The organism is Cupriavidus sp. UME77, assembly GCF_014170355.1.
Classification (GTDB): Bacteria; Pseudomonadota; Gammaproteobacteria; order Burkholderiales; family Burkholderiaceae; genus Cupriavidus; species Cupriavidus basilensis.
Map to the genome: position 1 here is coordinate 148,512 of NZ_LZZU01000055.1, position 14,833 is coordinate 163,344.

Consider the following 14,833-nt stretch of genomic DNA (forward strand, 5'->3'; position numbering starts at 1 on the left):
ACCTCAGGTTAAAAGTAGATTGAATTTGAGTTGATTCTACGCTGAGGTTTTTCGGCCATAGTCGATGGCAGGACGGCAGTGTCATGCCGCGGCTGGTGCGAACGAGCGCGGCGAGCCTGCCAGGCGTGAACCAAGCAGAGGAGACAGCGCGATGCGCGAATACAAGATTGCGGCCATCCCGGGCGATGGCATTGGCCCGGAAGTCATCTCGGCAGGCCTGCAGGTGCTGCAGACGCTGGCCACCCAGGATGGCGGGTTCAAGCTCAGCGTCGAGCATTTTCCCTGGAGCTCCGACTACTATCTGGAGCGTGGGTACTACATTCCGACCGATGGCCTGGAGCGTCTGAAACAGTTCGACGCGATCTTCTTCGGGGCCGTGGGTGCGCTCAACGTACCGGATCATGTGTCGCTGTGGGGCCTGCGCCTGCCGATCGCCCAGGGTTTCGACCAGTACGCCAACGTGCGCCCGGCACGCGTGCTGCCCGGGGTGCGCAGCCCGCTGGTGAACGGCAAGGATATCGACTGGGTCATCATCCGCGAGAACTCCGAGGGCGAGTACGCCGGCAACGGCGGCCGTACCCATCGCGGGCTGCCCATCGAGACCGCGACCGAGACCTCGGTGTTCACCCGCGCCGGTGTCGAGCGTATTCATCGCTTTGCGTTTGAGCTGGCGCGCAAGCGCCCGCGCAAGCATCTCACGCTGGTGACCAAGTCCAACGCACAGCGCTTTGGCATGGTGATGTGGGATGAGATCTTCTACGAGGTCGCCAAGGACTATCCGGACGTCAAGACCGACCGCGAGCTGGTCGATGCCGTGACCACGCGCATGGTGCTCAAGCCGCAGACGCTGGATGTGGTAGTCGCCACCAACTTGCACGCCGATATCCTGTCCGACCTGGCCGCCGCGCTCTCCGGCAGCCTGGGCATCGCGCCCACCGCCAACCTGAATCCCGAGCGCGTCTTCCCGTCGATGTTCGAGCCCATCCACGGATCGGCTTTCGATATCACCGGCAAGGGCATTGCCAATCCCGTGGCGACCTTCTGGACCGCCGCGATGATGCTGGAGCATCTCGGCGAGAAGGCCGCGGCCGATCGGCTGATGGCGGCGATCGAGCAGATCACGGCGGCCGGTGTCTTCACGCCGGACCTGGGCGGCACGGCAAGCACGGCGAGCGTCACCGAAGCCATCTGCAAGGTACTGGCGCAGCAGGTGAAGCAAGCCGCCTGAGCCAGCCGTCCAAGCCGCGAAGGGGGGCGAGAACGATGGCGGCACAATGTTCTGCGCAAGCGGCCCGCCCCTGGACGGGCCGCTCACAATAGAAGAAATAAAAAAATAGAAAAGCAAAGAGGAGACAAGCATGCAATCCGCATTCCGGACTGCGGCAGCCGTGCTCGCATTCACGCTCGCTGCCGGTACCGCCTTCGCACAAACCAACGCGCAGGCCTATCCCGCCAAGCCGATCCGCCTGATCGTGCCGTTCCCGCCGGGCGGCACGACCGACATCCTGGCCCGCACCGTCGGACAAAAGCTCACGGTGGCGCTGGGCCAGCCCGTGGTCATCGAGAACCGGCCGGGCGCGGGCGCGACGATCGGGGCGGATGCCGTTGCCAAGGCGCCGGCGGACGGCTACACGCTGCTCATGGGCGCGGTTCACCACACCATCGCGCCGAGCGTCTACAAACGGCTCTCGTACGACGTGCAAAAGGACCTCGCGCCGGTATCGGTCGTCGCCATCGTGCCGAACGTGCTGGTGGTCGGCCCGGGCTTCCCCGCCAAAACGGTGCAGGAACTGGTCGCCTATGCCAAGGCCAATCCCGGCAAGCTGACTTATGCCTCCAATGGCAACGGCACCGCGCACCATCTGATTGGCGAACAGTTCAAGGCGCAGACCGGCACCGATATCGGCCATATCCCCTACAAGGGCAGCGCGCCCGCCATCACGGACCTGATGGGCGGGCAAGTGTCCATGATGTTCGACACGACCTCGTCCGCGCTGCCCTACATCAAGGCCGGCAAACTGAGGCCGCTGGCGGTCGCCACCGCGAAGCGCTCGTCCGCCTTGCCGGACGTGCCAACGCTGGCCGAAGCGGGCCTGCCCGGCTTTGACATCGCGTCCTGGTTCGGCGTGATGGCGCCCGCGGGCACACCGCCCGAGATCGTGGCGAAGCTGAGCGCGGAAATCGCCAGGAGCCTCGCCAGCGACGACGTCAAGCAGCAGTTCGCCGCTATCGGCGCGGAGCCGGTGGGCAACACGCCAGCGCAGATGCGCAGTCAGATCCAGGCAGAGATCGGCCGCTTCGGCAAGCTCGTCAAGCAGGCTAATCTCAGCATGGACTGAGGCAGGCGAAGTGCGTGGCCACGAAGGCGGTTCGCCATCAGCTATTGGCGATATGCCTCGGCAGGCATAGAATCTCGCGCTTCGCCCAGCTTCAGCACCATGACTACGAATCCCCATGCGGTTATTACGCTGGCCAGCCTGACGCTCGCTGGCTGCTTGCGTTACCCGCATGCATCGGGCCATCTCGTTCGCACTGCGACGATCGCCGCCTGCCTTGCCGATCTGGTGGGGCTGGATGCGGCGCACTGCGAGCGCATACGGCTCGTCACGCCGGCGCACGACGTGGGCAAGCTCGCCATCCCCGATGCCGTACTGCTTAAGCCTGGCAAGCTGCTCCCCGAAGAGCGGCAGGTGATCGAGCGGCATGCAGAGATCGGCGCGAACATCCTCGCGGGCAGCGCGGACGCGCTGATGCGCCTGGCGTCGCAGGTCGCGCACGATCACCATGAGCGTTTCGACGGCACGGGCTATCCACGCGGCCTGGCCGGCAAGGAGATCCCGCTGGCCGCGCGTATCGTGGCCATCGCCGATGCGTTCGATGCCATGACGGAGTCGCGCTGCTATCGTCCCGGCATGAGCGACGACGATGCGCTGTCGATTGTCTCGGCAGGTTCCGGCTCGCATTTCGACCCGGACGTGGCAAGCGTTTTCCTCGCCAACATCCCGCAGATACTGCGGAGCCGGAAATCGGCGCAAGCGCTGCTGGATGCTGGCTCGGAGATGGCCGTGGTCGCGCGCTTCTATGGCCTGAATCGCAACGCATTGCGGCAGATCCCGCGCCAAGCCAGAGCCTGACGCGGGATCTGCCGTCCGATCGTTGTGCCGTGGAGCGACGTACCGCGATTCGTCAGAAGCGGTAGCCCACACCCATGCTGAACAGCCACGGATCCAGACTCACGTTCGAGACCTTCACGCCGGCCGCCTTCACATCGCTCGACAGCCACACCTTCTTGACGTCGGCATTGAGGAACCAGTTCTTGGTGAGCTTGTAGTCCATGCCGATCTGCAGGGCCGGCGCCACGCTCCAGCTATCGAGCGACAGCGAATTGTTGGCAATGTCGGCGCCCCAGATCCGCGTGAAGTTCAGGCCGGCGCCGATATATGGGCGGAAGGTGCCGTTGGGAATGAAGTGATATTGCACCAGCAGCGTCGGCGGCAGATGCGTGAAGGAGCCGATCTTGTTGCCATCCAGGTAGACGTTCTGCTTCTGCGGCACGGTCAGCACCAGCTCGGCGGCGATGTGCGGCGTGAAGAAGTAGGTGACATCGAGTTCCGGAATCCATTTGTTATTGACCGTGATGCGGTCCGAGGCGCCAACGCCGCCGATCGGGTCGGACTTGCCGGCCATGTCGAGATAGGTGCTGCGCAGGCGCACCATCCAGTTGCCCTGCGCTTCATCGGCAGCAGCAGCGGGCGTTGCGGCAACGGCGCCGAGCACGGCAAGGGTGGCAATGGCGGTGGTGCACAGACGGGTATGCAGGTGCTTCTTCATGATGGTTGGCTCGTGTTTTAGGAAACTTCACGCACAGTTTGGCGCAGCGTTTCCGGTCGAACCTTGACCGAAAGCAAGAAGATGGGCATGGGTGGCGCGCGCATGCGCATGCGTCGCCGCGTTGCGACAGTCCCGGCCCGCGCCGCGCTCTTTCGCATTTCCAATCCCGGGCCGGGCTTCTAAGGACATGCGCAAATATTCGTGGCGGCAAGTTTGCACCCGCCTTACGCTGTGCACACAGTCAAGCAACGAGCATGTCGTGGGCGTCCCGCAAGGGCGTCTTTCCGGGTGTGCCCCGTGGGGGCGGGGCACACCGGTTTTTCTGCGCCGCGGCCTTGAGTCCGGGCGCGGGCGGTATCAGTCGGCCAAGGCTTGTTCGCGCCGTACTTGGCTGGCCGCAAGCAGGTGACGGTTCACGCCCGACACCACGGCCTTGAGCGATGCCGTGATGATGCTGGCGTCGATGCCGGCGCCGAAGCCCGTGGCGGAGTCTCCTACCCGCACTTCCACATAGCAGGCCGCGGCGGCATTGGCACCGGACGACAGCGCATGCTCGTGGTAGTCCATCACGCGCACCGGCATGTCCAGCGCGCCTTTGAGGCCGCTGACGAACGCATCGATCGGGCCGTTGCCCCGGCCGCGCGCGCGCAGCGCTTCGCCATCGCGCAGCAACGTCACTTCGATCTCCACCTGGCCGTTGTTGCCGGACACCATCTGGTGGCCCACATAGCGCAGCGGCGCCTCATGTTCGAGATACTCGCGCTTGAACAATCCATACAAGTCATCGGCGCTGGCTTCGAGCCCGCTCTCGTCGGTCATCGATTGCACCGCGCGGCTGAACTCGATCTGCAGGCGGCGCGGCATATAGATGCCGTGCACCTGTTCCAGCAGGTAGGCCATACCGCCCTTGCCGGACTGGCTGTTCACGCGGATCACCGCATCGTAGCTGCGGCCAAGGTCGGCCGGGTCGATCGGCAGGTATGGCACCTCCCAGATCGCATCCGCCTGCTGCTGCGCGAAGCCCTTGCGAATCGCATCCTGGTGCGAGCCGGAGAAGGCCGTGAAGACGAGGTCGCCCACATACGGGTGGCGCGGGTGCACGGGGAGCTGGTTGCAATCTTCCACGCACTGGCGCACTTCATCGATGTCGGAAAAATCGAGCCCGGGGTCCACGCCCTGCGTGTAGAGATTCAGCGCCAGCGTCACCAGGTCGACATTGCCGGTGCGCTCGCCATTGCCAAACAAGCAGCCTTCCACGCGATCGGCGCCGGCCATCACGGCAAGCTCGGCGGCTGCCACTGCGGTGCCACGGTCATTGTGCGGGTGCACCGACAGTACGATGTCCGCGCGCCGTGCAAGATGCCGGTGCATCCATTCGATCTGGTCGGCGAAGATATTGGGTGTGCTGCATTCCACCGTGGTCGGCAGGTTGAGAATGAGCGGGCGCGTGGCGCTGGGCTGCCAGATCGCCGATACCGCATCGCAAACCTCGAGCGAGAAATCCAGCTCGGTCATGCTGAAGGTCTCGGGCGAGTATTCGTAGGTCCATGCCGTCTCGGGCATGCCGTCGGTCAGCGCCTTGATCAGGCGGGTGCCCGCCAGCGCGATCTCCTTGACCTCCTCGCGGCTTGCACCAAACACGATGCGGCGAAACGCGGGGGCGATCGGGTTGTAGAGGTGCACCACGGCGCGCGCGGCGCCGCGCACGGATTCGATGGTGCGCTGTATCAGGTCCTCGCGCGCCTGGGTCAGCACCACGATGGTCACGTCGTCCGGGATGCGGTCTTCCTCGATCAGCATCCGCACGAAATCGAAATCGGTCTGCGAGGCCGAGGGGAACGCCACTTCGATCTGCTTGAGCCCGATCTTGACCAGTTGCTCGAAGAAGCGGAGCTTGCGCTGCGGGTTCATCGGCTCGATCAGGGCCTGGTTGCCATCGCGCAGATCCGTGCTCATCCAGACCGGTGCGCGCGTGATGCGCTTGGCGGGCCAGGTTCGGTCGGCGATATCTACGGTAGTGGCGGGGCGGTACTTGGTGGCGGGGTTGCGCAACATCATGACGGTTCTCCTTCCTCGCGGGAAGATGCAAGACACAAGAAGCAAAAAAGCAAAACGCAAAAGGCAAAAGGCAGGACGCAAGATCGCCGGGGCGTTGAAACGCTCGATAGCGAAGGCGTCAGAAGGCCAATGCGGAAAAAGGGTGGCGCGAGGCTGCCGAACTGCCACTAGGCACTAGGCCCGGCAACCGATCAGTAGGTCTAGCAGTAGCGAGGAGGAAAGACGCGGCGCCGACAGGGCCGGTGCAACTAGCGCAATGGCGGTACCCAGCGCGCAACCTGCTGCCGGCACGCGCGAGGCTGCAGCGATGCGGGAGGCATCGGCGGCGCGGCGGTGGAAGCAGGTGGCTTGGTGCATTGCGTAGTGTGTTGGAAGCGGTGCGGATGAAGCGGCTTACGCATGCCGAGCCCGCTTTTCGGCAGTCGGCATCCGGCAAGAATAGTCGAGAACGCGAACGGGCGTCAAGGACGAGTGCGCCGAGCCCCCGGCGGATAACCGGATGGCCGGCCACCTCCGCCTGGCCATCCGCACGGACTTGTGATTGAGCCCAGGCGTGCGTCAGCGTACATAAGCGCTGAACTCTCAGCCGTTTGGCTGGTACAGCAGCGTGCACATCGTGACTAGCCTGGATAGCACGCGACCGTCCAATTCCGCCATTTTCCTGGCCGGCCGCGCCAACCTTACGAGTCTGGCCAGCGGCGCCCTGCTTCGGCTTTTGTCGGCAAGGGGCCCGGGATTTAACGCCATACGGGGAGACATCATGAGAAACACGAAGTCGTGGCCAGCATGGCTGGCCTGCGCCGCCATGGCATTGCTGATGGCGGGCTGCGGCGGCGGCGGCGGTGGCGGTGGCTCGGGCGCCGCAGCGCCCACCACCGCGAGCACCGCGGCGGATACCACCCCGGTGAAATACTCGGTGACGCTCACGATGACCTCGGGACAGGTCGGGGTGGGCCGCAGCATCTCGATGTCGGCCTCTGTGGTGGACAGCAAGGGAGCGGACGTAACGTCGTCCAGCACCTTTGCCTGGACTTCGTCCAGCAACGCCATCGCCACCGTGGTGCCGGCCGCAAACGGCAGCGCCACCATCACGGGGGTGGCGGTGGGTACGGCCACCATCCAGGTGGTGGCCACCGTCAAGGCGGCGGACAACAGCACCACGCAACTGCCCGCGCAAACCGCCACGGTGGCCGTGCAGCCCACCGCGGTCAGCTACAACCTGGCACTGTCGAATCCGGTCCTGTCGCTGGTTGACGGGCAAGTGCAGCCGGTCACGGCGACGCTGGTCGATGGCAACGGCAACGACGTCAGCGCGGCCGTGCACGACTGGGCCTGGGCCAGCTCGATTGGCAACGTGCAGGTCAGTGCCGCGCAGAATGCCGCATCGCTGACGGGCGTCAACAGCTCGGATACCACCGCCGCGGTCGGCACGGTCACGGTCTCGGTCACCGCGCCCAACGGCATTGCTGTCAGTGGCCAGATGCTGGTGACGGTGCAGAAGAACACTGGCTACACCTACCGGCTCGAGCTATCGCAAGGGGGCATGCCCATCAACGCGCTGTCTGTGCTCAACGGCTATCCGCAGGTCTTCAACGCGCGCGTGATCCGCAGCGATTCGCACGATTCCACCGCGGACTTCGACGGCACCTGGAGCTACGCCGCCACCTCGCCGACGCTTTCCGTTGCGGCGGATCCAGCCACGCGGCAGGCCACGTTGAGCACCAGCATCGTGATCGGCACGCCCACCGTGCAGAGCCTGCTGCAGGTGAGCGCGGCCAGCAGCAAGATAGCGGGCACGCCCAAGGCCATCCTGACGGTGACGGAGCAGCCGAAGTGGGCGCTGGTCTATAACGGGCCACAACCGCTCAAGCTGCTGCTGTCGCTGCCCGTGCCGATTCCGGTCACCGCCACGCTCAAGAACTTCGGTGCGGACGTTCCCTATCTTGGCTGCACGGGCTGGAGCTGGACCAGCAGCGCCAACGTAGCGTTCGCGGGTGGCGTCAATGCTGCGCAGATCGTGGTCACGCCTTTGGCGCTTGGCAATTTCACAGTGACCGCAACCTGCACGGCCGGCCCTGAACTGCAGCCGGTTTCCATCACGATTCCGGGAACGGTGAGTTGACGCGGCGCCCAGCTTTTGCCTGAGCTTTCACGCGGCGCCTGGCATGTGTTCCTGCCGGGCGCCGTTGTTGATGGAGATCGTGGCGCGCAGGTGCCGACGAAAAGGGGAAGAGGGGGGAGGTGCCGAAGACGCTGTGAACCAGCGCGGCGAACCCAAAGCGTACCCGTTTCTGCGTGGATCAAAAACGTGGCCAGCGATGGGCTTTGGGGCGTGATCGCGCTGCCAATCAGCGCTTGGCCACGAAGCGGATGACTTGCTCGTTGGCCTGCGTGACCGGCGCTGGCTGCGTGCTGCCGGTGGTGCTGGAGCCGCAGGTATTGCACCCGCCGCTGTCGCAGCCGCTCGCGCAACCGGCCGCGGCCTGTGGTGCCAGCCAGGCTGCTGCGCGCCGGCGCCAGCCGGTGGCAGCGGTGCCGCCCAGGCGTGCCGCCAGCCCGGCCTTGATCCGTTCGCGGGTGCGCGGCGCATAGCGGGCCAGCACGGAGATCGTGCAGGCCAGCACGATCAGCGGCACCAGCAGGGTTTCAACGGCGTGGTAGAGGCTCATGGCTGCAATGTCCTCGCGTCAGCCCAGCATCAGGGTGATGTGGTACGTGGCAAAGGCCGCCATGTAGCCGAGCCCGAACAGGTAGGCCGTCGAGGCGGCCATCACCTTCCAGGAGCCAGTCTCGCGCCGGATCACCGCCATCGTGGAGATGCACTGCGGCGCGAACACGAACCAGGCCAGCAGCGACAGCGCGGTGGCCAGCGACCATTGCGCGGCGATCATCGGCACCAGCTGGCTGGCCATGGCGTCCTCGCTGCCGGACAGCGCATAGACGGTGGCCAGCGCGCCCACGGCGACTTCGCGCGCCGCCAGGCCCGGCACCAGCGCGATGCAGATCTGCCAGTTGAAGCCGATCGGGGCAAAGACATGCTCAAGCGCCCGGCCGATCATGCCGGCGAAGCTGTAGTCGATGGCCGGGGCGGTGGCGCCGTCCGGCGGCGACGGGAACGTGGCCAGGAACCACAGCAGCACCGTCAGCGTCAGGATCACCTTGCCCACGCGGGACAGGAAGATGCGGGCACGCTCCCACAGGCCGATCGCCACGTCGCGCGCATTGGGGATGCGGTACGAGGGCAGCTCCATCATCAGCGGGTGGTCGGTGCGGTCGCGGCGGAAATACTTCAGCACGTACGCCACCAGCAGTGCGCTCACGATGCCCGCCACATAGAGGACGAACAGCACCAGGCCCTGGAGGTTGAACATCCCCATCACCGTGCGCGCCGGGATGAAGGCGCCGATCAGCAGCGCGTACACGGGCAGGCGCGCGGAGCACGTCATCAGCGGGGCCACCAGGATGGTCGCGAGGCGGTCGCGCGGGTCCTGGATGGTGCGCGTGGCCATGATGCCGGGAATCGCGCAGGCAAAGCTGGAGAGCAGCGGGATAAAGGAGCGGCCGGACAAGCCGGCGCCCATCATCAGGCGGTCTAGCAGGAAGGCGGCGCGAGGCAGGTAGCCGGATTCCTCCAGCGTCAGGATGAACAGGAACAGGATCAGGATCTGCGGCAGGAACACGACGACGGCACCCAGGCCCGCGATCAGGCCATCCACCAGCAGGCTGCGCAGCATGCCCTCGGGCAGATGGCTGCCGACGATCTCGCCGAACCAGTGCACGCCGCCCTCGATGCCGTCCATCAGCGGGGTGGCCCAGGAGAACACCGCCTGGAACATCAGGAACAGCAGCACGGCCAGGATCACCAGGCCGAACACCGGATGCAGCAGGATGCGGTCGAGCCGGTCGTCCAAGGCCGCGGTACGTGCCGGCATGGTTACAGCAGCATCCAGCAGGCGCTTGACCTCCTGGTGCACGTCCATGTCGGATGCCGGCTCGGGGGCGGCAGCCGGCACTTCCGGCAAGGCCGCGTCAAGCGCGGCCAGCAGGCTGGCGGCGCCATCGCGCTTGACGGCAATCGTCTGGACCACCGGCACGCCGAGCGCGGCGGCCAGCTTGTCGCGGTCGATGTGGATGCCGCGCTTGGCCGCGGCATCGCTCATATTGAGCACCAGCACCATCGGCAGGCCCAGGCGGCGCAGTTCCAGCACGAAGCGCAGGTGCAGGCGAAGGTTGGTGGCATCCACCACCGACACCAGCAGGTCGGGGCGCGGCTCGCCCGGGCGCTTGCCCAGGCAGACATCGCGCGTGATGGCCTCATCCAGGCTGGCTGCGTGCAGGCTATAGGCACCCGGCAGGTCCAGCACACGCACCTGCCGGCCGGCCGGCGAGACAAAATGGCCTTCCTTGCGCTCGACGGTGACGCCGGCGTAGTTGGCCACCTTCTGGCGGCTGCCGGTCAGGCGGTTGAACAGTGCGGTCTTGCCGCAATTGGGATTGCCCACCAGCGCAACGCGCAATGCGGGACGCTGGGAAGCGGAAGTCGGGGTGGCGACAGACATATTCTTGGCGGGTGCCCGGTCAGGCAGCGGAGCGTTTGGCGGCGGGCGCGTCGGGCTGCGCTGCCGGTGTGATGCTGGAGACGGTGGCGCTTAGCGCTTCCACGGTAATGCGGGCCGCTTCGGCGCGGCGCAAGGCAAACCGGGTAAAGCCCACCTGGGCGACAAGGGGATCCATGCCGAACGGTCCCAGCGCGATGACCTGTACAGCTTCGCCCGGCACAAAGCCGAGTTCTCGCAGGCGGCGTGCTACCGGATCGTTAGGAGAATTGTCATCGATCGACACAATGACAGCGGCGGTGCGCCGCGGAAGTTCAGACAACCGCATGTGGCTTCCAGTCCGTTGGCGCGAGGCACGGCACGCGGTCGGCAAACTCACACCAGGGTTGGTAAATGAAAATCGTTCCTATTGTAGCCGATTTGCATGTGGGTGTTTTGATTTCGCGGTGGAAGGCCTGCAGTACATTGTGGGCGTCACAGGAGTGCGCAACTCACCCCCGAAGATTTGCTGGCTTGGGTTTCACCATGGGGTGTGCCGTAAGCTGCGCACGGGACTTGGCGGGCCACCAAATCGAATCCATAGAAGGTCCGCCCCCCTTTCTAAGGGGGAACTATCATGAGCAAGACTGTTCGATTCTGCGCCGCTGCGTTGTTGGCTGTGGCTACTTTGCAATCATTTGCGGCACCCCCTAGGCCGCGCGACTGCGACTCCTACTGCTGCGGTCAACACCAAGCCGACTGGGGCAGCAACAGCAGCAGAGCTTAGTCTACGGCGAGTCCAAGTGGGCCGCCAACGATTCAAGGGCGTGGGATGCGGGGACACGCGACACCTTCATTGGGGCAGGGTAGGACACTTGCCGACAGCCCGGGTCGAGCCCCGGCAGCTCGGAATGTCTGCATGAGTAACCCCACAAACTCAGGAGAACTGTATGTCCGGAATGAACGTGACGTTCTTGGGCCTTGGGAACATGGGGGCTCCCATGGCCCGCAATCTACTGAGCAGCGGCTTTGCCGTAAATGTCTTCAATCGTTCAAGAGCGCGTGCAGAGGGATTGGTAGCAGATGGTGCGATTGTCTCGGATACACCCGCTGACGCCGTTGTGCCAGGTGGAATCGCTGTAACGATGTTGGCTAACGATGCCGCGCTTGAAGCTGTGACGCTGGGCCAAGACGGTATCTTGAAGAAGCTTGGGACGGGCGGGCTGCATATATCGATGAGTACTGTGTCGCCCGAGACATCAAGGAAGCTGGCCGCGAAGCACGCCGAGGTGGGCGGGCTGTTCTTGACCGCTCCCGTCTTTGGACGCCCCGAGGCTGCAGCGGCCAAGACACTGTGGATTTGCCAGTCGGGAACGGCGCAAGCCAAAGAGCGAGCCAAGCCAATTCTGGATGCCTTGGGGCAGGGAGTCTTTGATTTCGGCGATGACGCTGGCGCGGCCAATGTCGTGAAGCTGTCGGGGAACTTCCTGATTCTGGCGGCGATTGAGGCGCTCTCCGAGGCGTTCGCTCTCGGAGAGAAGAACGGCATTGACCGGAGTGCCCTGGCCGGCTTCTTCGGACAGACGATTTTTTCTTGTGCGATTTACCAGAACTACGGACGTATCCTGGCGGCACGTGCCTATGAACCGGCAGGATTCAAGCTGGAGCTAGGCATGAAAGATATGCGACTGGTGCGGGATACCGCCGAGGAGGCGACTGTACCTATGCCTTTGGCCGACCTGCTGCACGCTCGACTGCTCACCAGCTTGGCACAAGGCCGTGAAAGTCTGGACTGGACCGCAATTGAGCTCGCCACAGCGGAGGATGCAGCACTGCGCTGAAGCATCTTCGATACAAGGTATTCCGAGCAGGTAAGAAGTGTAATTGCTTCAGTAAGCGGTACTGTTTGTAGTTCACATAGTGCGCGCTTGCGTGCATGGCGCGCGACAATGCCGGCGATTCTGCAATCGCCCCAACGCGCACGTCAGGCAACAATCGGTTGCGCCCGACCATGCGGCACCCTGTGCGGGTGCCGCGCCTTGCTCGCTGTGCCGCAGCCCGCCCGGCCTAGAACTTGTGCCGGATGCCCGCCACCGCGCCAAGCTGGTTCAGGCCCGGGCCGATGCTGGCCTGGATGCCGTTCAGGCCAACGCGCGAACCGTCCTTGTTCTTGACGTATCCGAGCGTCAGGTAGCCATCGGTGCGCTTGGACAGCGCGTAATCCAGCGTGCCGACGAGGCTCCAGGGATCCTGCGCGCTGCGCTTGTCGTTCATCACGTAGGCCGACGCACTCAACGTCAACGCCGGCGTAAACGCATAGCTCGCGCCGAGCCAGAACAGGTCGTTCCGGCGCGCCGCCACCGTGGGGGTGCTGCCAATGTCGCCGCTCAGCCAGCGATAGCCCGCGAACACCTTGGCGCGAGCGAACGCATAGCTGCCGGCAACGGCGATGCGCCGGTCGCGCTGTGCCGGGTTTTGGCCGGGCAGGCCGGTGGTGCCCTGCTGCTGGTCGTAGATGATTGTGGCCCCGGCGTTGCCCGTGGTGTATTCCAGCGCGGTGCTCCAGGCGCGGTCGTTCCGCGCGTTGCCGGCGGTCTCGCCAGTGATGGTGCTGGTGGCGCCGGTGGTCACGGAGGTCCCGCGCGCGAACGCGTACATCGCGCTTGCCGTCAGCCCGCCGAACTTCCCTACGTACTTGGCGGCGTTGTCATAGCGTCCCGCGAGTGAGCTATCCATCAGGAACGCGGAGTAGCGCGGCGCGATGGCCATGGCGTCGTAGTTGATCAGGATGTCGTAGAGCAGGTTGTTCTGGTGGCCCGCGGTGATCCGCCCATAGGGCGAGTTCAACCCGGCATAGGCCTGCCGTCCGAATAGCCGGCCGGCCTGGCCCAACGTGCCCGCATCGATATCGAAGCCGCTCTCGAGCACGAACAGCGCGCTGGTGCCGCCGCCGAGATCTTCCGTGCCACGCAGGCCCCAGCGCGAGCCGGACAGGTTGCCCGAAGCCATCCGGGCGAGGGCGTTGCCGCTGGCGTCGGCGTGGGTGAGGTATTCGATGCCGACGTCGGCGACGCCATAGAGCACCAGGCCGGACTGCGCCCAGGCGGGGGCGGACAGCGTGAGTGCCGCGATGGCGAACGCGAATACGGGCGTCAGCCGGGAGATGCCTTTCGTTGCCTTGATGTCCTTCATTTCCTTCATGTCTTTTCCTTACGGCAGGTGCAAACCAGGTGCAAACGCAAGGCGCAAGCGGTCGCACGGGATCCGTGATGGCCGTGGCGTAGCGGTGCTGCAATGGGATTGGGTGGGGCGGGCGGCGCGCGTTGCCCCGTGGGTCTCAGTTGGCCTTGGCGAGCTTTAGCAGGCTTCTGTTGGCTTCCGTGAGTTTTTGTTGGCTTTTTGCGGGTCTTAGTCGACCCGCAGGCCAATCTGCGCGGCGAGCTTCTTCCAGCGCTCGATATCGGTGTTCACCACTTTCTGGAATTCCGCCGGGGTGCTGCTGGCCGTAGCAAATCCCAGTTGGGCGAGATTGGCCTTGACCTCCGGCTTGGCGACGGCCTTGGCAATGGCCGCGTTGAGCTTCTGCACGATGTCCGGTGGCGTATGCGCCGGGGCCAGGATGCCAAACCACTGGTCGACGTCATAACCACTGACCCCAAGCTCGCTCACCGAGGCCACGTCGGGCAGCAGCGGCGACCGGCCTTTGGAGGTGACGGCCAGCGCGCGCAGCTTGTTGGCCTTGAGGTAAGGCACCGTGTTGCTCAGCGTGTTGATGCTGACGTCGGCCTGGCCGCCCAGCACGTCGGCGAGCGCCGGAGCGCAACCCTTATAGGGCACGTGCAGCAGGTCGATCCTGGCCGAGATCTTGAGGAGTTCGCCGGCAAGGTGCTGGGGCGTGCCGTTGCCGCAGGAGGCGTACGTCGGCGGCTTGCCCGAGCGCCCGGCCGCAAGCAGGTCATTGAACGTCTGGATCTTCGAAGAAACGGGTACGGCGATGACGGATGGCACGGATGCCACGGAGATCACGGCGCTGAAGTCCTTGCCCGGATCGAACTGCAGGTTGCGGAACACACCGGGGTTGATGGCAAAGCTGCTGTTGACCACCAGCAAGGTATAGCCGTCCGACGGGCTCTTGGCGACATACTCGGCGCCGATATTGCCGCTGGCGCCCGGCCGGTTGTCGACCACCACGGGCTGGCCCAGGCTGCGGCCCACCTCCGTGCCGATCACCCGCGCCAGCGTGTCGGTGCCCCCGCCTGCCGGGAACGTCACCACCAGCCGGATCGGCTTTTGTGGAAAGTCGCCGCCGATATTGGCGCTCGCCTGCGCGGGCAGGCCGAACAGCGTGGCCCCTAGCAAGGAGATCGATGCGAGACTGCGTACCACGGATAAGGATGTCATTTGTTGCC

At 64.9% G+C, this 14,833-nt stretch carries 12 protein-coding genes; 5 read left to right on the forward strand and 7 right to left on the reverse strand.

Annotated features, from left to right (window positions below; translation table 11 throughout):
* The first annotated feature begins 151 nt into the window (after positions 1 to 151).
* The 3 genes from A9975_RS22685 (at position 152) to A9975_RS22695 (ending at position 3,134) form a co-directional block, all read left to right on the forward strand.
* Entirely contained in the window at positions 152 to 1,228 is a 1,077-nt protein-coding gene (locus tag A9975_RS22685; RefSeq protein WP_183034768.1) for a tartrate dehydrogenase, read from the forward strand.
* Positions 1,229 to 1,358: 130 nt separating this feature from the next.
* Positions 1,359 to 2,339: a tripartite tricarboxylate transporter substrate binding protein gene (locus A9975_RS22690; RefSeq protein ID WP_183034769.1), complete on the forward strand. Its 981-nt coding sequence runs from the start codon at positions 1,359 to 1,361 to the stop codon at positions 2,337 to 2,339.
* 99 nt (positions 2,340 to 2,438) lie between these two features.
* The gene (locus A9975_RS22695; protein WP_183034770.1) at positions 2,439 to 3,134 is read left to right on the forward strand and encodes an HD-GYP domain-containing protein; all 696 of its coding nucleotides are present in this window, start codon (positions 2,439 to 2,441) and stop codon (positions 3,132 to 3,134) included.
* Positions 3,135 to 3,186: 52 nt separating this feature from the next.
* On the opposite strand, the gene A9975_RS22700 is transcribed toward A9975_RS22695, so the two are convergent.
* The gene (locus A9975_RS22700) at positions 3,187 to 3,831 is read right to left on the reverse strand and encodes an OmpW family protein (RefSeq protein WP_150986460.1); all 645 of its coding nucleotides are present in this window, start codon (positions 3,829 to 3,831) and stop codon (positions 3,187 to 3,189) included.
* Between the two features lie 357 nt (positions 3,832 to 4,188).
* Positions 4,189 to 5,886 (reverse strand): 2-isopropylmalate synthase, encoded by a 1,698-nt coding sequence (gene leuA / locus A9975_RS22705; protein WP_183034838.1) that lies wholly within the window; start codon positions 5,884 to 5,886, stop codon positions 4,189 to 4,191.
* Between the two features lie 763 nt (positions 5,887 to 6,649).
* Between leuA and A9975_RS22710 the strand changes: the two genes are divergently transcribed.
* Entirely contained in the window at positions 6,650 to 8,011 is a 1,362-nt protein-coding gene (locus A9975_RS22710; protein WP_183034771.1) for a hypothetical protein, read from the forward strand.
* Positions 8,012 to 8,237: 226 nt separating this feature from the next.
* On the opposite strand, the gene A9975_RS22715 is transcribed toward A9975_RS22710, so the two are convergent.
* Genes A9975_RS22715 through A9975_RS22725 form a run of 3 tightly spaced genes read right to left on the reverse strand, consistent with a single transcriptional unit; the run spans position 8,238 to position 10,773 of the window.
* A complete protein-coding gene (locus A9975_RS22715; protein WP_183034772.1) occupies positions 8,238 to 8,558 on the reverse strand; it encodes a DUF6587 family protein in 321 nt (106 codons plus the stop codon).
* Between the two features lie 18 nt (positions 8,559 to 8,576).
* Positions 8,577 to 10,448 carry a ferrous iron transport protein B gene (gene feoB, locus A9975_RS22720; RefSeq protein WP_183034773.1) on the reverse strand — a complete coding sequence of 624 codons (1,872 nt, stop codon included), beginning with the start codon at positions 10,446 to 10,448 and terminating at the stop codon, positions 8,577 to 8,579.
* A gap of 19 nt (positions 10,449 to 10,467) precedes the next feature.
* Complete coding sequence (locus A9975_RS22725) at positions 10,468 to 10,773, reverse strand: FeoA family protein (RefSeq protein WP_174426149.1); 306 nt, start codon at positions 10,771 to 10,773, stop codon at positions 10,468 to 10,470.
* Positions 10,774 to 11,374: 601 nt separating this feature from the next.
* Here A9975_RS22725 and A9975_RS22730 point away from each other — a divergent pair.
* Entirely contained in the window at positions 11,375 to 12,265 is an 891-nt protein-coding gene (locus A9975_RS22730; protein WP_183034774.1) for an NAD(P)-dependent oxidoreductase, read from the forward strand.
* A gap of 226 nt (positions 12,266 to 12,491) precedes the next feature.
* Here A9975_RS22730 and A9975_RS22735 read toward each other — a convergent pair whose 3' ends face one another.
* The gene (locus tag A9975_RS22735) at positions 12,492 to 13,625 is read right to left on the reverse strand and encodes a porin (protein WP_370565267.1); all 1,134 of its coding nucleotides are present in this window, start codon (positions 13,623 to 13,625) and stop codon (positions 12,492 to 12,494) included.
* A gap of 207 nt (positions 13,626 to 13,832) precedes the next feature.
* Positions 13,833 to 14,825 carry a tripartite tricarboxylate transporter substrate binding protein gene (locus tag A9975_RS22740; RefSeq protein WP_150986466.1) on the reverse strand — a complete coding sequence of 331 codons (993 nt, stop codon included), beginning with the start codon at positions 14,823 to 14,825 and terminating at the stop codon, positions 13,833 to 13,835.
* Positions 14,826 to 14,833 lie beyond the last annotated feature (8 nt).